The following is a 24,544-nucleotide window of genomic DNA, read 5'->3' on the forward strand; positions in this document are numbered from 1 at the left end:
CCGTCTTGATGACCATTTCACTGGTGAGCCTCCCCGTCGTATAGAATATCTTATCCTCTGGGGATAGCCCATGCCGAAACATATAACCAGCGATTTTATCCACCGCATTGTGACGCCCCACATCCTCCATGAAGAGCAACACATTATCCTGATGACATAAGACACACCCATGAATCGCCCCTGCCTTAAGATAGAGGCTCGGCATCATGTTGATTTTTTTGAGGAGCGTATAAATCCACGATATGTGCACATGGTATCCTTGGGGAAGAGTCACGGAGTCGAATTTTTCCATAATGTCGCCAAAGACCGTCCCCACGGCACAGCCAGAGGTATGCGTTTTTTTACGTAGCTTGTCTTCATAGTCGGTATGACGTTCGGTGCGCACAACGATCGTCGCAATGTCTTGTTCATAGTCGATGGAGGTGATAACATCATCAGCATGGAGCATGTTTTGATTAAGGAGATACCCTACGGCAAGATACTCTGGATAATCCCCTATGGTCATCATGGTGACGATTTCCTGTCGGTTAAGAAAGAGGGTGAGAGGTTTTTCTTCGATGACATCCAATGACAGCATGGTATGATGTTCGTCATATCCCTCCATGGCACGCGTCAAGCCTGAGGCGTCTGGCATAGGAACGATAGGCAGTGGCGAAGGAGAAGAAGGGGACATACAGAGAAAACACTTGTCTGGAGACCATGCCATAGACACATGGGGCACATGAGGCACATGGGCATCATCGATGTCATGTATTTTACGTGACGTGCGTCTCTATGTATAGAGCGTTTTGTCCTCGTACATTCTGGTGCTATCATCATGTCCCGAACAGCCCCCAAACAATCCCCCCAAACAAACCTTTGGGCAAACCTTATGAAAGAGACGACATATATATGTATATGCCTCACCCGATGTCTATGCCTCTCCATCCCAAAGCCTTGAGCGTTATCGGCATGCAATGGGGTGATGAAGGCAAGGGCAAGATTATCGATGTCCTCGCCTCAGCCTTTGACGTGGTTGTACGCTTTCAAGGGGGTGCGAACGCCGGCCATACCATTGTCCATGAGGGGAAAAAACACAAATTGAGTCTTATTCCCTCTGGTGTTCTCCATGCCCATACTGTTGGCGTGCTCGGCAACGGTGTCGTCATCGACCCATGGGCGTTGGTGGAAGAGATAGAGCGCCTGACACGTGAAGGCGCGACCATATCCCCTCACTCCCTCAAGATTGCCGATAATGCCGGGCTTATCATGCCTTTTCATAAAGACCTCGACCGCCTACGGGAAGAGCAAAGCAACGGACAGCAGAAAATTGGCACGACAGGGCGTGGCATTGGGCCCGCCTATGAAGACAAAGTAGGGAGGCGTATGGTGCGCGTGGGCGACCTTCTCTATCCCCAAAGCCTCAGAGCAAAATTACAACCCATGGTCGAGTATCACGATATTTTACGCCGCCATTATGGCGAACGCCCTATCGATATGGAGACACTCATGGATGCCCTCACGGACGTGACGCCTTCCCTTGCGCCCCATGTGGAGAGAGTCGGGAATTTTCTTGCTCAAGCGGCGCAAAACAAGAAGTCGATCCTCTATGAAGGCGCTCAAGGCGTGTTGCTGGATATTGACCATGGAATTTACCCCTATGTTACATCCTCACACACCATCACATCACATGCCATGTGTGGCTCGGCAAGCCCCTACCCTATGTATAGCCCTGTCCTAGGCGTCGCAAAAGCCTACACAACACGTGTAGGCGAAGGGTATTTCCCTACGGAACTCCATGAGTCGTTAGGTGAGCGTCTCCAACGTGAAGGGAGAGAGCAAGGCACTGTGACAAACCGCACAAGACGTTGCGGCTGGTTCGATGCCGTCCTCGGGCGGTATGCAACCCATATGGCGGGTGTGCGCGCCATCGCCCTGACAAAGATCGATGTGCTCGACCAATTTGAGTCGCTCAATATATGTACCCATTATCAGTCGGGGACAGACCGCCTCGATGACCTTCCTCACACGCGTGACGCCATCGAGTCACTACGCCCAGTCTATGAGAGCCATGAGGGATGGATGTGCTCTACCAGCGGCATCGAGCGTTTCGAGGACTTGCCACCCAACGCCCAACGCTACATCCAACGTATCGAGACACTCCTTGGCGTGCCTGTCGCCCTTATCTCGACCAGCCCCGAACGCAACGCCATAATCATAAGACAAGAACACATGCCCTTTGCTATAAGAGTCTAGGCGCGCTCAGGTGGCGGAATTGGTAGACGCGCTGGCTTCAGGTGCCAGTGACCTTCATCGGTCGTGGAAGTTCGAGTCTTCTCCTGAGCACCATATAAGAACAGGTTATGGATATGAAACCCCGAAAGAGCAAACGACAAGATGGCCTGTGCTACGCCCTATTTCAATACACGTGACATTGTCATCTACAAGGATGACATATTGACGATACAGCATATCCCCGAATCCTCCGTTGACCTTATCGTCACGTCTCCTCCCTATAATGTGGACATCCGCTACAATGCTCACAAGGATAACGTATCTTATGAGGCGTATTTGGCATTTACTGAGCAATGGATAAGAAAATGCTATGCCCTTGCAAGAGATGACGGACGATTTTGCCTAAACATTCCCCTCGATAAGAACAAAGGGGGACAACAAGCGGTTTGTGCCGATATCACCCATATTGCTAAAAAAATTGGATGGCACTACCATTCGACCATCGTTTGGCATGAAGGCAACATCTCACGCCGGACGGCATGGGGGTCTTGGATGTCTGCGTCAGCACCCTATGTTATTGCTCCCGTCGAGGTCATTGTCGTCTTGTATAAAAAAAGGTGGAAGAAAAACAACGGAAGAAGCACGAGCGATATAACAAAGCAAGAGTTCATGGATTGGACAAACGGGGTATGGACGTTCAACGGACAGGGGAAAAAAGGGGCTGGTGGTCATCCTGCTGCTTTTCCGATTGAGCTCCCTAAGAGATGTATCAAAATCTTTAGTTTCAAAGGAGATACCATCCTCGACCCATTTGTTGGGAGTGGGTCCACACTGATTGCCGCACAGACGCATGGACGAAGAGGCATTGGCATAGATATTGACCAACAGTATTGCGATATTGCCATTGGTCGTCTGTGCAAAGAAACAGATATTGTTGCGTCATGCCATGGACAGCAAACGTAAAACACCTCTCACCCAACATCATCTCTTGATGGATTTCTTTAAGAAAAATCCCCATAGGGATATTCCTCACCCCGAAATTGTAGATTGGGCAACGGCAGAGTGGATGAAGAGAACAGGCAACGTGTTTAGAGATCCTGATAGGGGAATACGCAAACTCCATCAGTCTGGCTACCTCATAAAAGTGAAAAAAGGCGTCTACCGTTATCATCCTGAAGACGTGAAGAGAAGGCGTCCAGAAGACTTTTCTGCTGAACAAAAGAGGAAGATTTTAGAGCGTGACCAATATCGGTGCGTTATATGTGGAAGAGGAAAAAAAGACGGAGTCGAACTGCATGTCGACCATATCAAGCCAAAAGATTTAGGAGGAAAAGCAACAATAGAGAACGGACAAACGCTGTGCGCTCAGCATAATTTCATCAAAAAAAACCTCAAACAAACCGAGACAGGCAAAAAAATGTTCATTAGGCTTTATCATCTCGCAAAAAAAGAAAACAATGACGAGCTCTTGACCTTTTGCACGGACATCTTGAAAATATATGAAGCCCATGCTATGAATGGTCATATTGTGTGGGAGAAGTGAAGCGGACAGAGCGTCCATGTTCCTCTCCCAACTGGGGAGTCACCCATTGGTGGGTTATATCCTGACCCTTCTATGATACAACATAGGCACAAGACGCACCCTTTTTCGTCACATCCCATATGATACGCCATCAGCCCACATCCATGACACTTTGCGACCATGACATCCCCGCTGATGTCGATTTTGGCGATGCTGTGGCGGTGGATGGTGAGGCAATGGGGTTGCGTATCGCCCGTGATAGGCTCTGTCTCCTCCAACTGGCTGATGCGCAAGGCAATTGCTTTCTGGTGCGCTTGACGAAAACCGACAAGACGTCCTCTCCTCCCGCCCCCAATCTCAAAAAACTCTTAGAAAATCCGTCCGTCTTAAAGATTTTCCATTTTGCCCGTTTTGATGTGGCCGCCCTTTACCACCATATGAATATCCTGTGTCAACCCATCTATTGCACACGTACCGCCTCTAAATTTGCGCGCACCTACACAGACCGCCATGGCCTCAGCGTCTTATGCCGAGAATTTTTTGGCTTTGACATATCGAAGCAACAACAGAGTTCAGATTGGGGCAACACGTCACTCAGCAAAGATCAAATACGCTATGCCTATCGTGATGTGTTGTATCTCCATCGCCTCATGGAGAGGCTCAACGCCATGCTCGAACGCGAAGGGCGTATGCGCTATGCGCAAGCATGTTTTGACTTTCTCCCGCAACGGGCGCTTATCGATTTAGGGGGATGGGAAGAAGATATCTTTGCCCATTAGCGCTCAGCGAGACGCGTCTCGTCTTGCGCATAACGCGCTATCTTGCCAATATAGGTTTTGACGCCTTCGATACGCTGTGCCGTGTTATGCCAGTCAGCACGCACAACAAAGCGTTGGTCGGGACGCACGCCTACATGTGAAGGCTCTTTGAGAGCCCATGCGAGAAGTTTATCGCCATAGGGACATTGGTTCTTGTGAAATCGACATGTCATGCCTTTAGGACCAGCGTCCAATTGCTCGATGCTCAGGGGCCGACACATATGCTTGAGGCGCACCATCTCCATGAAATGGTGAAAAACCTCTGGCGGCTTGCCGAATCTATCCGTCATCTCAAGGATAAAATCATCGAGCATATGAATATCCTCTAAGTCACCGATACGTCGATATAAACCAAGGCGTAAGGCCATATTGGCAATGTAGTCTTCTGGAATACAGACGGGGATACCCAGATTGATACGTATCGTATAGTCTGCTGTATGGGATGTCTTAGGCGACGTCTCTCGTCCCATAGCCTTCACGGCATCCTGTACCATCTGCTGATAAAGTTCGCTTCCTATCTCTCGTATGTGTCCTGACTGCTTGCTCCCAAGGAGCGTGCCAGCGCCTCTGATATCGAGGTCGCTTTGGGCGACCGTGAGACCAGCGCCTCTATCCTCCAGACGTTCTAACACGTGGAGACGTCTTCTTGCGCCATCGGTACTCAGGCGTCCATGCCATGTAAAATATGCCCATGCTTGGTGGTGGGAACGCCCGACACGCCCTCGCAACTGGTAGAGTTGCGCCATACCGAACATATTGGCGCGTTCCACAATTAATGTATTGGCAAGGGGAATATCAAGCCCCGACTCGATGATAGAGGTCGAAAGCAACAGATCATAGTCGCCATCATAAAATCCTCCCATCATATGCTCGAGACGCGCCGCCGTCTCCCTGCCATGGGCAACGGCAATACGTAGCTGTGGCACGAGCTGTCTGAGGAATGGTGTAATACGTTCCACATCCCGAATATGGGGCGCGACATAGAAAGAACGACCACCCCGTTCATGCTCTCGCAATAACGCCTTTTGGATAACGAACGAATCGAAAGGCATGCAAAAACAACGCACAGGCAATCGATCCACAGGAGGCGTCGTCATCATGCTGATGTCACGTATACCCCCCAAGGCCATAGAGAGCGTTCTTGGAATGGGTGTTGCCGACAGAGAAAGGGTGTGTATGTGGGGATATGTCTTCTTAAACGTCTCTTTCTGGCGGACACCAAAATGCTGTTCCTCGTCAATGATGACCAATCCCAATTGGGAAAATTGGAGAGACGCATGGAGCACGCCATGGGTGCCGATGACAATGGAGACGTCACCTCGCGCCACAGCGTCTTTATGCAGGCGTATCTCCTTTGCGCTCGTGAATCGGGACAACATCACACATTTGATACCAAACATGTGAAAACGACGGGAAAAGACATCCGCATGCTGACGCGCAAGGAGGGTTGTCGGCGCCATGACCAACACTTGATAACCAGCGCATGTGGCGACAAAGGCTGCCCGTAAGGCAACTTCCGTTTTCCCAAAACCCGTATCACCACAGAGGAGACGCTCCATCGGTGTGCCAGAGGATAAATCCTGTAGGACGTCCTCAAAGGCTTTACGTTGTTCATCCGTCTCAGTGAAGGGGAAATGTCCGCAAAATTCATCATACGCGCTAGAGGCGACATCCATCACAGGCGCGCGCACCATGCGACGCCGTGCTTCTGTGGCCACCAGCTCATGTGCCATCGCATAGATGTGCTTCTTTGCCCGTTGGGCGCGTCTCTTCCACGACTCATGCCCCAATCGGTCAAGGGGGACGTCATCCTTTTGCCCATATCTCGAGAGATAGGCGATATTCTCGACTGGCACGAAGAGTTGCTCACCTTGAGCATACAGGATAGTCAAACAATCATGGGGCGCGCCATCAATATCTAATGCTTGGATTCCCTGATAACGCCCGATACCATAATCCTTATGGACAACGAGGCTATCCTCTGGGAAAGGAGCTTTTTCATAGAGGATGGCTTGCGCTTTGCGTATGGACGAGGAGGAGTCTGTGCGCTCACCGAACAGATCGCGGGTCGTGACGACAGCAAGCGCATGCGATATAAAACTTCCTCGCCACTGCCCTTGAGCGATATGGATACCTTCCTTGCCCACAGCGCCATAGGACGCAACGTCAGTGATAGCGGGAAGGTCGTCATCGACATGACTCTGCTGGGATGTCAGCATGGCGCGAACATGCTGTCTATGGCGCTCGCTGTCGGCAATGATAAGCAACGGTATGTTGCCTTGCTGAGCGCGATGCCAACATGCCTTGAGCACATGGAGAGGACGCGCCTGCTCCTTGCTGTCAATGATGGGACGGCAATGAACGTTGGTCCCTGTCTGTCCCTCTGGCACCTTGAAGCTCGAGAGAATACAACGCGCCAGACAAGACGCGCGTTCTTCCCATGTGGATGGAGTCATATAGAGCGCATGGGAAGAAGGCTCGAGAGGAAGAAGACGCCCGCCAGAGAGGCTCTCTTCGTCATCATGGGCCTCTTTGCTTTTCCTCCCTCTTATCATCTCACGGCTACGCCTATAGTCTTGAATCATGGCATAGCGTCCCTCGAGTCTGTCATCCCCGTCATCATGGGTAACGATGACGACATCTTCAGGGAGATAGTCCAGCAGCGTCGATGTCTTATCAAAAAACAGAGGCAACCAGTGACACAAGCCCACCCGATGGCGTCCCTCGCTGACATGGGCATACACCATATCCCCATCGAGTCCGCCTCCCTCGAGAGCGCGATAACGAGAACGAAAGAGACGACAATGCTCCTTATCCAAACCATATTCACGGGATGGCGGAAGGGCGAACCGCTGACATGTCTCAAGGGAACGCTGGCGTTCCACATCGAAAAAACGCATGCTCTCGACCATGCTATCTAACAAGTCTATACGTAGAGGGTGTGGCGTTGTAGGCGGAAACATATCGATAATCCCTCCCCGCCATGCATAGTCGCCATGACGCTTGACGATGTCGCAACGCTCGTAGCCATAGGCATGGAGAAACTGCTGGAGCCTGTCTGTCTCGAGCTCTTCCCCTTGTCTCAAGGAAAAGCGCTTATCTTGCCAAAAAGAGAGAGGCGTGAGACGTTGTAAAAGAGATGCCGCTGAGATTAACACAACATATTGTCGTGTTTTTCCTTGCGCGTCATGGCATGCCTTCTGTCGCGCCTTGCGTTCGAGGGCGCACATGGTGGCGATACGTCTGGCGACTCTCGAAGGGTGAGGGTCCATGTGGTCATAAGGCATGCAATCCCATGCGGGGAGCGTATACACCTCTCGCCCGTTCCCAAAGAACGCGATGGCGTGTGCCATCCCATAGAGGTCTTGCTCGGCATTCACGATATAGAGAAAGGCTGTGGCATCACTCTCGTCCATCAACTGGGTAAGGGCCAGCACCTCACTTCCCGCACACACCTCACCTCGCCATATGCGCTTCTTGACACTCTTCATGAGGTGGATGAGGGGGACGGGGATGGGCTTTGCTCTTGCTGAGGCGTCTCAACAGCATAGCGCCGTAAAAATGTCTCTAGAACATGGCGCATTGCGCCATCTGCCTCGTGCTTCTGCCCCGCTCGGTGGGTGAGAAGGCCATAAAGCGTATCATCACTCAGCGCCACAAAGGCCTCCAATGCCGACAAGGGATAGCGCTGGTCTTTCATACATTGGCGAATGAATTCCTCAATGAGAATATCCATCTCTTGCGTGCCACGTCGACAACAACGATAAAGAAGACGCTTTCGACGGCTCTGCTCGTCCCTGACAAGCGATGTTTTTTGCCCTGCATGGCCTATCATATCCTACGACACACTCTTTCAGAGAAAACGGGGGAGAGAGCTTTCTTGTTTGCGACCTGTGCGCCATCCTACCCGAAACGGAATGGCGTTGCCACTGCTTTCTTTTCTGTGCTATACATCACTGATACAAAGTTGGGACATGAAAAGAATTCTTACGGAGAAGAACATGACGAAAGTAATTGGCGCTATCCTCGCTGTATCTATGGCTGTGTCTGGGTGTTCCGTTTACATGGCCGCTGTCGGGAGTGATGAAAAGAATGTTGCCTTCTTACGCAAGGGCGTAGAACGAGAGGCCGTTGAATTTCACTTAGGCAATCCCCGCAGGGTTAACCAAAATAGTGATGGCACGACAACCCATATATTTGAATATGAAATAGGCAATGAGCCTTCGCTGGGGAGAGCCGCTGGCCATGCCGCTATGGATGTTCTCACTTTTGGATTGTGGGAGATCGTGGGAACGCCCATCGAAGCTGTGGCGGGAGAAACCGTCAGGCTGTCAGTGACGTACGATGAAAACGACAAGGTTAAATCCTACAGGACGACACAATAGAGTCGGATGACTCGTTTTGTGTGAGATAACCACGCTCTTTCTTGGGTGGTGATGCATGAGCGCTGTCGCCACCCACTCAGGCATGTCGTTTATGGGGCTGTAAAGGTGACGTCAGATGACATCCCCGTCCTTGCGTGATGTGCTTCGTCCCTTAGCAGACCTCACGTCCATTCCCAAAAAATATATCCCCGCCCTCGAACGGAGCTGTCGCGGCGCGACATTCATCCACATCCTCACCCAATTGCCCACAGGCATCCTGCACCGACCAACCCACGAGTCGCTATCCCCCCCATGCCTTGACACCATCATCACACTACGTATCACCATCGTCAAACATCAACCACCCCCTCGTCTCAGGGGAAAGTCGTCCATTCCATGGCGTATCCTCGCCACAGACTCAGAGGGAACAGCCCTTTACCTTATATTCTTTCACGCCAAAGGGCGCACCCTGTATCAACGCTTTACCATAGGCGCGTCCTACTTTGTCTCAGGGAAAGTCACCCTCTATCAACACACGCCTTGTTTCATACACCCTGACTATGCTGTCATCGATGACGGGCAAAAACGCATTCCCGCACACTCCATCCTCTACCCCCTCAGCCAAGGGCTCACCCTCTATCAAAGACACAAAGCACTCGCTCAGGTCTTAGCCGTCATACAACGGACATCCACACACAAGCCCCCACAAGAATGGATAGGGAACGAGACCATAAGACGCCATCAATGGCGCTCTTTCCAACAATCCCTCTATCACGCCCATCACCCAAAAACGGAAACAGACCTCTCGCCTCACCATCCCGCCAGACAGCGTCTCGCCTATGATGAGCTGCTCGCTCAGCAATTGACATTCGCCATGCTCCGTCATCACCACCAACCATGCAAAGCACATCCCATACAAAAAAGAGGCGTCATGAGAGATGTGTTAGCGCGCCAACTCCCCTTTGCACTCAACAAGGAACAGAAAAAAGCCGTTGCCGATATTCTCAGCGACATGACGTCTCAAAAACGCATCACCCGCCTCCTACAAGGCGAAGTGGGAAGCGGTAAGACCATCATTGCTGTGTTTGCCGCTCTTGAAACAATCGAAAATAAGCGCCAAGTCATCTATATGGCGCCCACTGACCTCCTCGCACGACAAGTCTTCCACGTGTTTGATAGCATGCTGACAAAAGTCGCCCATCATATGCCTCCCCATCATTCTGTGCCATTGCCTATATCCCTCACCTATCTCGGTGGCACACTCACCGAAACAGAAAAAAAGGAACGCCGTATCACCATCGCCAATGGACAATGTCTCCTCGTCATTGGCACGCACGCCCTCTTTCAAGAGAAAATACAGCTCCATAACCCTGCCCTTATCATCATTGACGAACAGCAACGTTTTGGCGTCGAGCAACGTAAACTCCTGCAAGACAAAGCACCCAATGCCGATGTCGTCATGATGTCAGCAACCCCCATTCCACGTTCCCTTGCTCTCGCCCACTATGGTGATATGCCTATGTCCCTGTTACGCCAACGCGCCACAGGGAAATATGTCCCCCGCACATTCATTGTCTCCTCCGAACGTCTCGATGCCGTCATCGACTCAGTGGCAAAACGCCTCAATCACCAGCAAGGCTGTTTTTGGGTATGCCCCATGATCGAAGAGTCACAACAACAAGCGATGATGGATACGACCACACGCTTTCACACACTACAAAAACGCTTTCCCAACAAGGTTGCCCTTCTCCATAGCGGTATCGACAGCACCGAACGTATCAAGACCATCGACGCCTTTCGTCGCGGCGAGAGTCACATCCTCGTATGCACCACCGTCATTGAGACAGGGCTCGACATCCCTGAAGCGACATTGATGGTAATAGAGCATGCCGAACGTTTTGGCTTGTCCCAACTGCACCAATTGCGCGGACGCATTGCCCGCCATCAGCCCGGGGATGCCATCCTCATCTATCATCCTCCCTTAACGGACGTCGCCAAGAAGCGTCTCGAAACCATCCGTTCAACCCACGATGGTTTCCACATCGCCCAACAAGACCTCATGCTAAGAGGACAAGGCGACCTTGCTGGTATCAAGCAAAGCGGTATCCTCTTCTATCGCCTCGCCCACATGCCCGACCACCAAGACCTGCTGGAAGAAGCCTACCATGACGCTCAGCATATCGTCACCCATGACCCCCATCTGCAAACGACACGCGGTAAAAATCTACGACTGCTCTTAGACCTCATGGGGCATGAAGACCCCTCCTACACATGGTGAGGCGCGATGTTGGGCGGTATCATCCTCTCACCGCTCTCGCCATGATGTTCGGGAAAGGCAATGCCTCCTGAAATCACCAGCTTGAAGGCATCTTCGACCGTCATGTCGATAATTGTCACATCCTTTTTTGGCACGATAAGGAGAAACCCCGATGTCGGATTAGGCGTCGTTGGCAAAAAAACACAGAGTGACTCCTCGCCCAAAGCGTTACGAATAGCACCCTCAACCTCGTTACTGATAAACACAATGACCCACAGCCCCCTTCGAGGATATTCAATCAAAGCAACCTGACGAAAGGATTTCGAATTGCTCTGAAGGACCGTGGAAAAAATCTTCTTAATCGCGCCGTAGAGGCCGCGCACAACAGGCATATAGGCAATGAGACGCTCGCTATAGCGAAAGAACAATCGCCCCATGACACCCTTAGTAATCCAGCCGATAAACACAAGGGCTATCAGGACAATGATAAGACCAAGACCCGGTAGAGGAAAATCCACCATCGCTTCGTAGTCGCGCGGCAACAATTTGACGACTTGCGCATCGATAAATGTGACAGCAAGCCACGTCACATAGAGTGTGATAGCAATGGGCGCAGACACAAGGAGTCCAGCAATAAAATGACCCCGTAGACGCATCAACAGCGTTTTTTTTACTTTTCTTTTCTTTTCTCCCATGATGTTTGTCCTTCGTCTCTATGTCGCCTGCGATGATAAGAGCTGGTGATACTGGGGGGCGTGTCACCTAGTGACGAGACACAGCGTCTCCATGTCGTTCATGCGTCGCGCTGGCAAGGACGATACGTAGTATGTCCTGCATAATGTCGGTCACGTTGAAATTTTTTGGCGTATAGACGGCTGAGACGCCTTGCTTTTTGAGCTGCGCGCTATCTTTAGGAGGAATGATTCCACCCACCACAAGAGGAATATGGGCGATTCCCGCCTCCTTCATGTGCCGTAGCACGTCACGGACGAGATGATTGTGTGAGCCAGACAAGACAGACAAGCCAATCATGTGCACGCCTTCTTCGACAGCTGTCTGGACGATTTGCTCTGGCGTCAAGCGTATCCCTTCATAGACGACCTCGAATCCAGCATCTCGCGCCCGCATGGCGATCTGCTCGGCGCCATTGGAATGCCCGTCTAACCCCGGCTTTCCTATGAGGATTTTAGGCCTTCTCCCCAACGGCTCACAAGATTGTTGGACTTGCTGACGTAAGACATGCCACGGCTGAGATGGCGTATCCTCTTCTCCTTGTGTCGTTGACGCCATAGGCCTGTGCGCCTCGCCTCCTATGCCTGTAGGCGCTCGATATTCTCCATAGACATCACGCATGCACGCACCCCATTCCCCTGTGGTGACGCCGGCATGGGCACAGGCAATGGATGACTCCATGATATTGCCTCGTTGCTGCGCGCACGTCTTGAGGGCGTGGAGCGCTTGCTGGACTTTTTTCTCGTCCCGTTGCTGCCGCCATGCCACAAGCTTGTCCCGTTGTTTCTGCTCGGCGTCGGGGTCTGCCGTGAAGATCCCTCCGTCTCTCGATTCGAGCAAGGGCGAGGCAAGCCCTTCTTGATAGCAATTAACCCCCACAACATGCTGGCGACCTTCCTCGATCATCCTCTGCCTTCTCGTATGGGAGTCGACCAGCTGCGCCTTGAGATAACCAGATTGCACGGCATCGATAAGCCCACCCATGGCACTTATCTTGTCGATGGCTTGGCGCGCTTCATCCTTGAGACGGCGCACTTTCTCCTCTATGACGGGCGCGCCTTCGAAAATGTCACCATAGTCGAGAATATCACTCTCGAAGGCAACAATCTGTTGAAGACGTAAACTCCATTGCTGGTCCCAAGGACGTGGTAAGCCTAAGGCTTCGTTCCATGCGGGCAATTGAATAGCACGAGCGCGCACCTGCTTAGAGAGCACCACCGCCAACATGGACAGCAAGATACGATAGACGTTGTTCTCAGGCTGTTGCTCTGTCAAGCCTAAGGAATTGACCTGCACACCATAGCGAAAACGTCGATAACGCGCCTCTTGCACGCCATAGCGGTGCTCTGTCAATTCGTCCCATAATTCGGCAAAGGCGCGCATCTTGCAAAGCTCGGTGATAAAACGCGTGCCAGCATTGACAAAAAAACTGATACGTCCGACAACCCTTGGCCAGACGTCCTTATCGACTTTCTCCCGCACCATATCGAGGACGCCACATGCATTCGCCAGGGCAAACGCCAATTCTTGAACGGGCGTCGCGCCTGCTTCCTGTAGGTGATAAGAGCATATGTTGATAGGATTCCACTTTGGCATATGCTGACTCGTGTAGACAATCATATCAGTCGTCAGTTGAAGACTTTCCTTTGGCGGGAAAACATACGTCCCACGGGAAAGATATTCCTTGATAATGTCATTTTGGGTTGTGCCGCTGAGTTTTTCCCTCGAGACACCTTGCTTATCAGCGACAGCAATATAGAGAGCAAGCAACCATGACGCTGTGGCATTGATCGTCATAGAGGTGTTCATCGTGTCGAGAGGCAACCCGTCAAAGAGCGTCATCATATCGCCTACGTGACTGATCGGTACGCCGACTTTTCCCACTTCACCGCGCGCAAGGGGATGGTCAGCGTCATATCCCGTTTGCGTAGGAAGGTCGAAGGCAATAGACAATCCCGTCTGCCCTTTTGCCACATTAGAACGATACAGACGATTGCTCGCCTCTGCCGAAGAATGGCCTGAATAGGTGCGCATAAGCCATGGGCGGTCACGCCCTGTATGATGGGTGGCAGACATCGATGTTCCCTTCTTCCGTTTTCTTTATCCTCGAGGGGCCCGTCTTCATGAGAGGCATCTTGTGCGCCCATATTACCATAAAATGACAGACAATGCTCCTAAACAATGTTCATGGCAAGGATGGTGCTTGCAAGAATGTTCACGCTCCTTTATGGTGACTCTCGGCAAGGCTTCGACTCTCGTCCCCTTGTGCAAACACCCTATGACCATCTCTCTTATCCATCCTATCCATGAAAACGACGACATCTCTTCCCTTTACGACAGAAAAGAAAGACCTCTACCCTGTAGGAACAATCCCGCCCTTAGGGCATGTGCCTGAGACGATGCATGCGTGGCTCATACGCAGAGACAGGCAAGGCGTGCCAGAGGAAGCGATGAAGGAGGAAGTTGTGCCTGTGAAAAAGCCTCAGGATGATGAAGTGGTCGTCCTCGTCATGGCGGCGGGTGTCAACTATAATGGCATATGGGCATCTCTTGGCAAGCCCGTGTCTGTCTTCGATGTCCATAAAGCCGACTACCATATTGGCGGTTCTGATGCGTCAGGGGTTGTGTGGCAGGTAGGGGCGCGTGTGAAACGCTGGAAGGTAGGGGATGAAGTCATTATCCATTGCAATCAAGATGACGGCAATGACGAAGAGTGCAATGGCGGCGATCCCATGTATTCGCCATCTCAGCGTATTTGGGGCTATGAGACTCCTGATGGCTCTTTCGCGCAATTCACGACGGTGCAAGAACGCCAACTCCTTGCCCGTCCGCAACATCTCAGTTGGGAGGAGGCGGCATGCTATACGCTGACTCTCGCCACATCCTATCGCATGCTGTTTGGTCATATGCCTCACGAATTACGCCCAGGCCATAACGTCCTTGTATGGGGCGCGTCTGGTGGCATTGGTTCTATGGCAGTGCAGCTCTGTGCTCTCACGGGCGCACGCGCCATTGGCGTGATCTCTGATGACAGCAAGCGGCAATTCGTCATGGAGTGTGGCGCCTACGCCACGCTCAATCGCAAGGACTTCTCCTGTTGGGGCGACCTACCAGAAACCTCAGATACTCAAGGAACAGCAGAGTATATGAAAAATGTCCGCGCCTTTGGCCGTGCCATTTGGGATATAACAGGCAAAGGCGTCGATGTGGATATTGTCTTCGAACATCCGGGAGCGCAGACGTTTCCTGTGTCTTGTTTCCTTGTCAAACGAGGAGGCATGGTCGTCTTTTGTGCCGCCACAAGCGGATACCGCCTGACAATGGATGCGCGCTTCGTCTGGATGCGCCAAAAGAGAGTGCAAGGAAGCCATTTCGCCACATTAAAGCAAGCAAGCCTCGCCAACACGCTCGTCATACAGAAGAAACTGCGCCCATGCCTCTCAGAAGCGTTCCCTTGGCGCCATATCCCTCAGGCGCATACGAAAATGATGAACAACGAACACGCCCCGGGCAATATGGCAGTTCTTGTCCAAGCAACAAAGGAAGGTCTGGGGCGCAACAAAAAGTAACCAACAGCAATCCTATGGTATCCCTATGCTCAAGCCGCTCTCAGAGTCTGCTATCGCAGAATCACCATCCTTGACACCCGATACGCTCCTTGCCCTCTGTGAGGAAAGCTTACGTTCTGTCTCGAATTTCACATCCCATGTCGGTGAGACATTGAAAGCAGATGTCCTCTCTGATGGGAAGGTCGACGCCCAACGTTTCGAGCAAGAACAGCAACGCACACACGGCTATGCATGGCTTATGACAACACAAAAAGCCCTCGAATGCATGGGCGCATGGGGACAAGCACTCCATCGCCATGGGTGGCTGACGCCATGCGAACAAGGGACGCTCAGCATCCTCTTTGGTGAATATCTCGCCCAGATACAGGGGGGACTGCCCATGAATCAGCAAGAATTTGTCCGTCCACACCAATTGACAGAGGACAAAGACGCGCTCCAACAACTCCATAGCACCGCCATCACGACATTGGTGCGTCACGCTCAAGATATGAGCCCACATGGGCCGACAGCCCACGTGCTCGCCAGCTTGTGCCGCCAACAATGGAGCAACAATGGTGATGTGCTCAGTGACGACAGCGACACGTATGTGATGATACGCGAGCAATTTAGACGCTTTAGTGAGGACGCTGTCGTCCCTCATGTCGCTACGTGGCACGACCATGACATGCTGCTCCCCGACTCGCTCATCGAGAGCATGAGCGCATTGGGAGTCTTCTCCCTTGCCACGCCAGAGGAATATGGGGGGCTTGGCATGAAAAAACGCGCGATGTGTATCGTCACAGAAGAGCTCTCAAGAGGATTCCTTGCCGTAGGGTCATTAGGCACCCGTAGTGAGATCGCCACCGAACTTATCCGTATCGGAGGAACAGAACAGCAAAAGACTCACTGGCTTCCCAAGATTGCCGATGGCTCTGTCCTGACATGCGCCGTCTTCACCGAACCTAATACGGGCTCTGATTTGGGACGTCTGACAACACGGGCGGTGCGTCAGGGCGATTATTATCACCTCCATGGCAGCAAGACGTGGATAACGCATGGGGCAAGAAGCGACATGATGACAGTGCTGGCGCGCACCGACCCCAAAGAGAAAGGATATCGAGGGCTGAGTATGTTCTTAGCGGAAAAGCCACGGGGAGACGATGGCACGCCCTTCCCCGCCAAAGGCATGTCTGGTAGCGAGATTCGCGTGTTAGGCTACCGAGGCATGAAAGAGTATGAACTATCCTTCGATGACTATAAAGTCCATAAGAGCCAATTGCTTGGTGAAACGGAGGGACAAGGTTTTAAGCAGTTGATGGCGACCTTTGAGTCGGCGCGGATTCAGACGGCAGCACGGGCAGTCGGTGTCGCCCAAGATGCTATGGAAACGGCTCTCACCTATGGCATGGAGCGCAAACAATTCGGCAAAGCCCTTATCGAGTTTCCACGTATTGCCCGCAAAATTGCCATTATGCTGGCGGAAACCCAAGCAGCAAGGCAACTCACCTATTATGCGGCCGACGAAAAAGACCATGACGCGCGCTGTGATATCGAAGCAGGCATGGCAAAATTGCTTGCCGCCCGTGTGGCGTGGGCAAATGCCGACAATGCCTTACAAATCCATGGAGGGAACGGATACGCTCTAGAATATAAAATAAGCCGTGTCCTGTGCGATGCGCGCATTCTCAATATCTTCGAAGGGGCTGCGGAAATTCAAGCCCATGTCATCGCCAGAGGACTCTTGACACGCTAAAACGCCACACCATGTGTCATGAGAGCTTCCCTGAGCGCTACCTATGAGGCTCATGAGACTCTATCCCCTCGATGAGAACAAACGCAATAGCACAGGAGTCGGTATCACTGAGCGTGAGGTGAAGGACGACTTCTCGCCATCCATGACGCTGGCGGCGGGTGAGAACATCCATAGCCCTCGTTGAGAGGACAAGCGCTGGCTTGCCTCGTCTATCATGGGTCACACGCATGTCCTGCCAAGAGAGGCCCGCGCTGATACCTGTTCCTAAGGCTTTGGCACACGCCTCTTTAGCGGCAAAACGCTTAGCGTAGCATGCCGTGGGTCGGGGCTTCTTGTCACACTGAGCCCGCTCGCTTTCCGTAAACACACGGTTCGTAAAACGCGTGCCATAAAGCCTCAAGACCCTACGGATACGTTCCATAGGCACAATGTCATGGCCTATGCCGATAACCACGCCTACCCCCTTATCCCTGACTCTCTGCCCTCTTTAAGGCGACAGAGCATATGTTCCACGACATGACGTAACCCGTAGAAGACTGCCTCACCCATGAGAAAATGGCCAATGTTCAATTCGATGATGTGTGGGATACGCGCCAAGAGCGATGCCGAGTCATAGGATAACCCATGTCCCGCATGGCACGCAAGCCCCAAAGAATGGGCATGAGCCGCACATGCTCGAATCGTTTCGAAGGCATGGGCGTCATGCCGATAGGTGCGGGCAAAAACGCCACTATGTAACTCAACGGAATCCACAGACAAGGCATGGGCGGCGTTCACCTGCTCGAGAGACGGCTCGATGAAAAGTGAGACATGGATTCCCACATCACGGAGACGTCTCACAATGGGGACGAGCATGTCGTCGCATGAGACGACATCAAGCCCGCCTTCTGTCGTCAATTCTTGTCGATTCTCTGGTACCAAACAGCATCTATCCACAGAGTGGGCGATGGCGATGTCCACCATCTCTTGTCGTGGCGCTATCTCCAAATTGACAGGCAAACGATGGTCACCCATTAAACGCCTGACGTCATCTTCTTGCATATGGCGTCTATCCTCACGCACATGCACCGTCACAAGAGATGCCCCCGCCTCCTTGATGAGAGGTAATGCCCGTAAGGGGTCTGGATACCCCTGCTGGCGCGCCTCACGTAACGTCCCTATATGGTCGATATTGACACCTAAACGACAATGCTGAACGGCCATCTGTCATGCCTCCACCCTTGCACAGCCATACCCCACAACCATATCCATGGCACGTTCAAGAACGCGTCTTTGCCGAACGCAGACGCTTCATACGCCCATAGAAATGAGACCACCTCGTGCGAAAGAGATCAATACCATGGCGCACGGTATAATAGGACACACACCAAGATGTGATACTCAAAGGGATAGACCCTAACATCATGGGAAGAAAAATGTGATACCAAAAACCATCTCGAGAAAAGAAAGACGTCACGGAACGCCACAGGGATTCTTGAGAAAAAAGAGCGTTGAAAAATGACAAATCAACAGACACAGAGAATAAGCCAAGAATAAGCGAGCCAAGCGTGTAGCACGCTAACCATATAAGAGGAAACGTCGCGGGATTGCCTATAAGCGTGCCTATCATGGAGGCTGCGATATTGCCCTTCACCGACCAGGCCACAATGAACGCCAGCGCAATATGCAGGCCCAGTAGCGGCGTACAGGATACCGCCACACCAGTGGCAAAGCCAGAGGCAATGCTGTGGGATGAATCATGAAAACGCGCAACCCTGTAAAACAGGTAGCGCGCCATGCGCTCCCATCCGATGTGAGGCCAAGCCCATCGACGCACACGCTCATACAACGAGAGAGGCACGCGCGGCTTAAACATCAATGCCTAACCCTCCCCTGTGAATTCCTTGTGCTCGGCAAGAGATGGTGACGACACCATCTCAGGATAAGACGGATAGTCCCTGTTACGTTCATCGCGACCATACATGGTCATCAACAGCTCTTCATAACGGTAACGTAGGGACATATCGAGCTCCTCCATATCGAGCTTTTTCTCTGCGATCTCCCTGAGGGCGACAACATCATGCTTGTCTTGGCTCGCGTCCACAGAAGGCTCAGCGCCATTCTCTAAAGCGCGCGCCCTATGCACAGCCAGCATCACCAATTTAAAGCGGTCTTCCACGCACTCCATGCATGTTTCAATGACGGTCGTCTCCATGATATATGTATGCCCTTCTCTTAACCTTTATCCTATATCTATCCCACCCCACGTGATAGCCAGCCTACCCCTATAGTGACACGAACGTCGCATTTCTCACCATACGTCTCCCCCATCTTACAGAAGATTGACTTTTTGTCAAGAGATAAGGACAAGACTTTATTCTATAAACATGCCTTCTTGTTCGTCAGAGAGGGTATCGAGCAAAGAGCGGGCTGTTTTATGGAGAACGGGATGAACCCAGGCAGGCGCAATATCCAATAATGGGTACAGCACAAAGCCACGCCCATGCATGCGAGGATGGGGAAGCGTGATACCATCTTGTTGTTCTGTGCAGATACGTCCTCCATAGTCCAAAATATCAATATCGATGGGGCGCGCCTCGTTGCGTCGCATCCTCTTACGTCCCATGTCATGCTCGATGGCGTGAGCACAACGCAACAAATGGACAGGTGATAAGGATGTCTCTATCTGTGCGACTCCATTGATGAACCACGGCTGGTCAGAGACAGGCATGGGCTTGGAACGATACCAACGGGACACAGCTACCACGCGCACGTGGTAAGAAGAGAAACGTGATAAGGCGCTGCGACAATTCTCTAGATAAGAACACCCCTCCCGTCCCTCTTGGTTTGAGCCAAGCCCGATGATAATCATCGATTCCTCCCTTGCATTGACACCCTTTATAAACCATAATTACCATGTGTCTCTCCTCACCATAACGTCTGGAGAGGGACAATGTGAGACACAAGATGACAATTATCTCTAGGATTTTTACTGAATAATGACAAGACATTTTACACCGCATGCTCTTCCATGGTGGCACGGCACACGTATTGCCCTGTTCATCGAGGGGACGAGCTTATATTCTTCGACAAAGGTCCTCGGCTTTGATATCGACTATAGCCGCCTTTTAGAGTATTTCTCCCAAGATGCGCACCTTATTCGCGCCTTTTATTATACACCCGTCTATGACGGACAGGAATATAATCCCCTACGTCCTCTCGTCGATTGGCTTGACTATAACGGCTATACGATGGTGATCAAGAACTCTCGGGAGTATAGCGATACCACTGGTGGACGTAAGCGTTCCAAATACAATGTCGCTATCGATATTGCCGTGGATATGATGGATATGGCGCCCTACATAGACCATGCTGTCCTGTTCTCTGGTGACGGAGATTTTCGCCGCCTCATCGAGGCCGTGCAACGAAAAGGGTTGCGCGCCACCATCGTGAGCACAGCTGAACACACGCCTCCCATTATATCCGATGACCTCAGACGCCAAGCCGACCATTTTATCGACCTCGCCACAATAAGGCGCTTCGTGGAGAAAACGTATAAAGGCGACAATGAAACAGGAGGCAATACAAGGGTGAAAGAACTGGCCACAACATCAACAGACCATGCTGTCTCTGATGCCGATGCGCTCCCCGAACGCTATCGAAATCCCTAGAAGCGCCCCCATACCAGTCGCCCCACACGCCCACAAGATACGCCCAAGACGTCTATGCGACAATCGTTCCTGTTGGTTCTTTAGAGCGGGACACATCGACATGAGCACAGTCGGTGCGTAACTTCGACAAGAGTTCCGCATCGACCATATAGCCTTGCCGATGAGGAAACGCTAATCGTATCGTCTTACCCTCTCCCTCCATCGTCGTCTCGACATGGAGACAGAGAGAGAGATGGGTTTGCCCTGTGGATGCCCTATCGAGATGACGGCGAAGAGCATAGAGTTCGCGTTCTTGGCGAATATGGATGGCAATATGGTCGATAGCGGTATGTGCCACATGATGTGTCGAGGATGTCTTAGCCTCACTGGCCTGCTGGTGCTGTTGCTTTTTGTTGGCGCTATGACGATGTCCTTGCGCTTCATCTTCATGCTCCTTTCCTAAGAGGGACATCTCTTTGAGCACAAGACGTATGCTCTTATCTTCACGGATATAAGCCGTGACGTTCATCATAAGATTGACGCCTTCGGTGAGCTGCGCGTGCTGTGCCTGCCACAGAGTATCATCCACCAGCACATCATAGGCGTCCCCTTGGTCGGAACAATGGAGAAAAACGAGTCGCTTTTTGCTCTCACGGGCGCGTCTCTGCCGTATCTTGAGCACAGCGCCCGCCATAACGATATGTTTGCTTGCGCCTTGAGCGACATGGTTTTTCACTTGGCGGTATGGGATGACATGATTCTTTTCGAGAAACGCCTCATAGGGAACAAGGGGATGGTCAGAGAAGAAAAAGCCCAGCATATCGAATTCATAGGCAAGGCATTCACCCAACGACCAATCAGGCCCTTCATAGGAGGAGAGCCATGTATCCTCCTCGCCTGACTCTTGACAGGAAAAGAGGGTCTCTTGATTGAGGCGCGCCTCCCTCTCTTTTTGATGGGCATAGTGTAGGAGGTTATCTCTGACGTCAAAGAGTTTGCGCCTATGGTTTTCAAGACTATCAAAACAGCCCGTATAAATCATGGCTTCGAGCATCCGTCGATTGAGGACGGGAGGGTGGCAACGTCTTGCGAAATCGACCATATCAGAAAATAGGCCATTTTTCTTGCGCTCCTCCTCGATGGCTTTGGCGGACTCAGCACCGACATTCTTGATAGCCGTCAGAGCATAGCGCACAGCGTTTTTAGGCTTAGAAGAGGACGTCTTATCCACCACAGATTCCACAGAAAAAAGATGGCATGAATGATTGACATGGGGAGGAAGCACAGAAATCGTCATCCTCTCGGCATCTTCCTTGAGCGTGCGAAGACGTTCTTGATTGCCCATATCTTGGCTCATGGAGGCAGCAAAGAATTCAACGGGATAGTGCGTCTTGAGCCATGCCGTCTGATAGGCTATCAAAGCATAGGCGGCGGCATGGCTCTTGTTAAAGCCATAGCCTGCGAATTTCTCGATCATCTGAAAAATACGCCGCGCTTTTCTATCGTCCAAGCCCATGTTTCTCGCCCCCACCATAAATTCATGCTGTAACCCCGCCATGATAGCGGGGTCCTTCTTTCCCATGGCTTTGCGGAGAATATCCGCCTTTGCCAAGGTAAAACCTGCCAACGCCTGCGCGATCTGCATCACTTGCTCTTGATAGATCATGACACCGTATGTCTCCTGTAACATGGCGGTGAGACGTTCATCCATATATGTGACGGGCTCACGTCCATGTTTTCTCGCGACATATGTGGGAATGTTGTCCATGGGGCCTGGGCGATATAAAGAAATAAGGGCAATAATCTCCTCGAAACGGTCTGGTTTTAAGTCGCATAGGACTCGCCGCATGCCATCACTTTCCAATTGGAAGACACCAATGGTATCACCTTGTGCCATCAAGGCGTATGTCGGCTCATCATCAAGAGGAATATGCTGTATGGCGATGGCGTGCCCTTGAGCGTCTTTGATCAACGCCACACAATTGTCGATAATCGTTAACGTCTTGAGCCCAAGGAAATCAAATTTGATTAAGCCCGCCATCTCGACATATTTCATGCTGTATTGGGTGGCGGGGAGCTGTGCGGCTTTATCGCGATAAAGGGGGATTGTGTCGCTGAGCGGCTTATCGCTGATAACAATACCAGCGGCATGGGTTGATGCATGGCGATAGAGTCCTTGAATATCATGGGCAATATCGAGCATGGAGGCGACATTGGGGTCTTGTGTCGCCATGGACTGCAATGCTGGCTCTTCCGCCACGATTTGTTTGAGTGGCGTATCGCCGGTGGCTTGAAAAGGCACCATCTTGCACATCCTATCGACTTGCCCATAAGGCATATTGAGAATACGTCCCACGTCCCGTAGGGCAGCGCGAGCCTTCAATGTGCCGAATGTGATGATATGGGCGACGTGGTCTGGTCCATACTTATCCCGCACATAGCGAATAACGTCGTCTCGTCTCTCTTGACAGAAGTCAATATCAAAGTCTGGCATAGAGATACGCTCAGGGTTGAGAAAACGCTCGAACAAGAGTCCTAAACGGATAGGGTCGAGGTCAGTGATGTTAAGAGCCCACGCCACAATGGAGCCAGCGCCCGACCCACGCCCCGGACCAACGGCAATATGCTGTCTTTTTGCCCATCCTATGAAATCAGCAACGATAAGGAAATAGCCAGCATAGCCCATAGAACATATCATCTCTAACTCATAGGCAAGACGCTCATGGTAAGGTTTTGCTTCTTCTGGTGACGTCAAGACAGGTGACTCTTGCAGGCGTTTTTCTAACCCTTGTCGGGCTTGGGCATGGAGAAGCGCTTGTTCGTCCTCACTGGCTGTCCCCGTAAAGGAAGGAAGCGTCGGCGAGATAGGCTGTGGAAACCACGAACAACGTTGCGCACAGAGAATTGTCTGCTCACAGCATTCGGGAATGTCGTGAAACAGCGCATGCATGGCGTCAGGGTCATAGATGGTATGACTCGCATTATATTCCCTATCCCCCATGGCGTTGCGGGCGCAACGATAGTCGATACAACGCAACACATTGTAGCTCGGCGCAAAATCGGCTGTGTGATAATAGCTATGATGAACGGCAATGGGAGGACACTCTAAATGACGCGCAAGGTTAAGAAGGGTTGCCTCTATTTTTTTCTCAAAGACATATCCATGGCGCGCTATCTGCATATAAAAACGTCCAGAAAAGAGCGATGCGAGACGTTCGGCATGCTCTTGTCCCGTGCGGCCTTCGCTGATAAAAAAGGGCGCTTGCACAGCACCCGTTCTATCACCAGAAAAAGCAAGCAACCCCCGATGATGCTCTGCCAACATAGGCCACACGACTTGAGGCGGAAAACCATCATCAATGACGCTGTAGCTCTCACCAACCATCCGCACAAGGTTACGCCATCCCTCTTCGTTTTGCACATACAGAGGTAAGGGGTAGGGCGTGTCCTGTGGCATGTCCGTCATGCTGACATTAAGCAAACAGCCAATGATAGGCTGAATGCCTTGGCGGCTTGCTTCGATGGCAAATTCCATCACACCGAACATATTGCCTCTGTCAGCAACCGCCACGGCTGGCATGCCATGGCGGCGACATGTCTCGATAATCTGAGAAAAAGAGAGGGCGCTCTCGAGAAGAGAGTAACGAGAAGACACCGCAAAATGAACAAAGGGCTTAGCCATAGCACACAGACATCACATGATATGT

At 51.6% G+C, this 24,544-nt stretch carries 20 protein-coding genes and 1 tRNA gene; 10 read left to right on the forward strand and 11 right to left on the reverse strand.

Going from position 1 to position 24,544, the window contains the following annotated elements:
• On the reverse strand, window positions 1–673 hold a 673-nt coding region (locus GDA54_05015; GenBank protein MBC6497664.1), incomplete at its 3' end, for a formate dehydrogenase accessory sulfurtransferase FdhD.
• A 242-nt stretch (window positions 674–915) separates the two neighbouring features.
• On the opposite strand from GDA54_05015, the gene GDA54_05020 reads away from it, so the two are divergent.
• The 5 genes from GDA54_05020 (at window position 916) to GDA54_05040 (ending at window position 4,515) form a co-directional block, all read left to right on the forward strand.
• Window positions 916–2,235 carry an adenylosuccinate synthase gene (locus GDA54_05020; GenBank protein ID MBC6497665.1) on the forward strand — a complete coding sequence of 440 codons (1,320 nt, stop codon included), beginning with the start codon at window positions 916–918 and terminating at the stop codon, window positions 2,233–2,235.
• Between the two features lie 4 nt (window positions 2,236–2,239).
• Window positions 2,240–2,328 (forward strand) — tRNA-Leu (locus GDA54_05025).
• Between the two features lie 48 nt (window positions 2,329–2,376).
• Window positions 2,377–3,177: a site-specific DNA-methyltransferase gene (locus GDA54_05030; GenBank protein ID MBC6497666.1), complete on the forward strand. Its 801-nt coding sequence runs from the start codon at window positions 2,377–2,379 to the stop codon at window positions 3,175–3,177.
• Entirely contained in the window at window positions 3,161–3,757 is a 597-nt protein-coding gene (locus GDA54_05035; protein ID MBC6497667.1) for an HNH endonuclease, read from the forward strand. The genes GDA54_05030 and GDA54_05035 overlap by 17 nt, the downstream gene beginning before the upstream one ends.
• A 143-nt stretch (window positions 3,758–3,900) precedes the next feature.
• Window positions 3,901–4,515: a ribonuclease D gene (locus GDA54_05040; protein ID MBC6497668.1), complete on the forward strand. Its 615-nt coding sequence runs from the start codon at window positions 3,901–3,903 to the stop codon at window positions 4,513–4,515.
• On the opposite strand, the gene mfd is transcribed toward GDA54_05040, so the two are convergent.
• Entirely contained in the window at window positions 4,512–8,045 is a 3,534-nt protein-coding gene (gene mfd, locus GDA54_05045) for a transcription-repair coupling factor (GenBank protein MBC6497669.1), read from the reverse strand. The genes GDA54_05040 and mfd overlap by 4 nt on opposite strands.
• Window positions 8,042–8,389 (reverse strand): succinate dehydrogenase assembly factor 2, encoded by a 348-nt coding sequence (locus GDA54_05050; protein MBC6497670.1) that lies wholly within the window; start codon window positions 8,387–8,389, stop codon window positions 8,042–8,044. The genes mfd and GDA54_05050 overlap by 4 nt, the downstream gene beginning before the upstream one ends.
• A gap of 166 nt (window positions 8,390–8,555) precedes the next feature.
• Here GDA54_05050 and GDA54_05055 point away from each other — a divergent pair, with 166 nt between their 5' ends.
• Both GDA54_05055 and GDA54_05060 read left to right on the forward strand, forming a co-directional pair.
• A complete protein-coding gene (locus GDA54_05055; GenBank protein ID MBC6497671.1) occupies window positions 8,556–8,939 on the forward strand; it encodes a hypothetical protein in 384 nt (127 codons plus the stop codon).
• A gap of 115 nt (window positions 8,940–9,054) precedes the next feature.
• On the forward strand, window positions 9,055–11,196 hold the full coding sequence (locus GDA54_05060) for an ATP-dependent DNA helicase RecG (GenBank protein ID MBC6497672.1): 2,142 nt from the start codon (window positions 9,055–9,057) through the stop codon (window positions 11,194–11,196).
• Here the strand turns inward: GDA54_05060 and GDA54_05065 are convergent.
• Window positions 11,184–11,831: a DUF502 domain-containing protein gene (locus GDA54_05065; protein MBC6497673.1), complete on the reverse strand. Its 648-nt coding sequence runs from the start codon at window positions 11,829–11,831 to the stop codon at window positions 11,184–11,186. The two genes, GDA54_05060 and GDA54_05065, sit on opposite strands and share 13 nt — an antisense overlap.
• Window positions 11,832–11,937: 106 nt before the next feature.
• Window positions 11,938–13,983 carry a protein meaA gene (locus GDA54_05070; protein ID MBC6497674.1) on the reverse strand — a complete coding sequence of 682 codons (2,046 nt, stop codon included), beginning with the start codon at window positions 13,981–13,983 and terminating at the stop codon, window positions 11,938–11,940.
• A 230-nt stretch (window positions 13,984–14,213) separates the two neighbouring features.
• Between GDA54_05070 and ccrA the strand changes: the two genes are divergently transcribed.
• Window positions 14,214–15,476 carry a crotonyl-CoA carboxylase/reductase gene (gene ccrA / locus GDA54_05075; GenBank protein MBC6497675.1) on the forward strand — a complete coding sequence of 421 codons (1,263 nt, stop codon included), beginning with the start codon at window positions 14,214–14,216 and terminating at the stop codon, window positions 15,474–15,476.
• Between the two features lie 25 nt (window positions 15,477–15,501).
• Window positions 15,502–17,208 (forward strand): acyl-CoA/acyl-ACP dehydrogenase, encoded by a 1,707-nt coding sequence (locus tag GDA54_05080; protein ID MBC6497676.1) that lies wholly within the window; start codon window positions 15,502–15,504, stop codon window positions 17,206–17,208.
• A gap of 37 nt (window positions 17,209–17,245) precedes the next feature.
• Here GDA54_05080 and GDA54_05085 read toward each other — a convergent pair whose 3' ends face one another.
• The 5 genes from GDA54_05085 to folK all read right to left on the reverse strand — a co-directional run bounded on the left by GDA54_05085 (window position 17,246) and on the right by folK (window position 20,059).
• A complete protein-coding gene (locus tag GDA54_05085; GenBank protein ID MBC6497677.1) occupies window positions 17,246–17,662 on the reverse strand; it encodes a holo-ACP synthase in 417 nt (138 codons plus the stop codon).
• Window positions 17,663–17,664: 2 nt separating this feature from the next.
• Window positions 17,665–18,411 carry a pyridoxine 5'-phosphate synthase gene (locus tag GDA54_05090; protein ID MBC6497678.1) on the reverse strand — a complete coding sequence of 249 codons (747 nt, stop codon included), beginning with the start codon at window positions 18,409–18,411 and terminating at the stop codon, window positions 17,665–17,667.
• A 55-nt stretch (window positions 18,412–18,466) separates the two neighbouring features.
• Window positions 18,467–19,063, reverse strand: a complete 597-nt coding sequence (locus tag GDA54_05095) for a DUF2062 domain-containing protein (protein ID MBC6497679.1) — start codon at window positions 19,061–19,063, stop codon at window positions 18,467–18,469.
• A gap of 6 nt (window positions 19,064–19,069) precedes the next feature.
• Entirely contained in the window at window positions 19,070–19,402 is a 333-nt protein-coding gene (gene rpoZ, locus GDA54_05100) for a DNA-directed RNA polymerase subunit omega (protein MBC6497680.1), read from the reverse strand.
• 159 nt (window positions 19,403–19,561) lie between these two features.
• Window positions 19,562–20,059, reverse strand: a complete 498-nt coding sequence (folK, locus tag GDA54_05105) for a 2-amino-4-hydroxy-6-hydroxymethyldihydropteridine diphosphokinase (GenBank protein ID MBC6497681.1) — start codon at window positions 20,057–20,059, stop codon at window positions 19,562–19,564.
• A gap of 127 nt (window positions 20,060–20,186) precedes the next feature.
• Here folK and GDA54_05110 point away from each other — a divergent pair, with 127 nt between their 5' ends.
• Window positions 20,187–20,858 carry an NYN domain-containing protein gene (locus GDA54_05110; GenBank protein ID MBC6497682.1) on the forward strand — a complete coding sequence of 224 codons (672 nt, stop codon included), beginning with the start codon at window positions 20,187–20,189 and terminating at the stop codon, window positions 20,856–20,858.
• A 52-nt stretch (window positions 20,859–20,910) separates the two neighbouring features.
• On the opposite strand, the gene dnaE is transcribed toward GDA54_05110, so the two are convergent.
• The gene (gene dnaE / locus GDA54_05115; protein MBC6497683.1) at window positions 20,911–24,519 is read right to left on the reverse strand and encodes a DNA polymerase III subunit alpha; all 3,609 of its coding nucleotides are present in this window, start codon (window positions 24,517–24,519) and stop codon (window positions 20,911–20,913) included.
• Window positions 24,520–24,544 lie beyond the last annotated feature (25 nt).

The sequence above is a fragment of the Alphaproteobacteria bacterium GM7ARS4 genome (assembly GCA_014332745.1).
In the GTDB taxonomy this organism is placed as follows: domain Bacteria; phylum Pseudomonadota; class Alphaproteobacteria; order GM7ARS4; family GM7ARS4; genus GM7ARS4.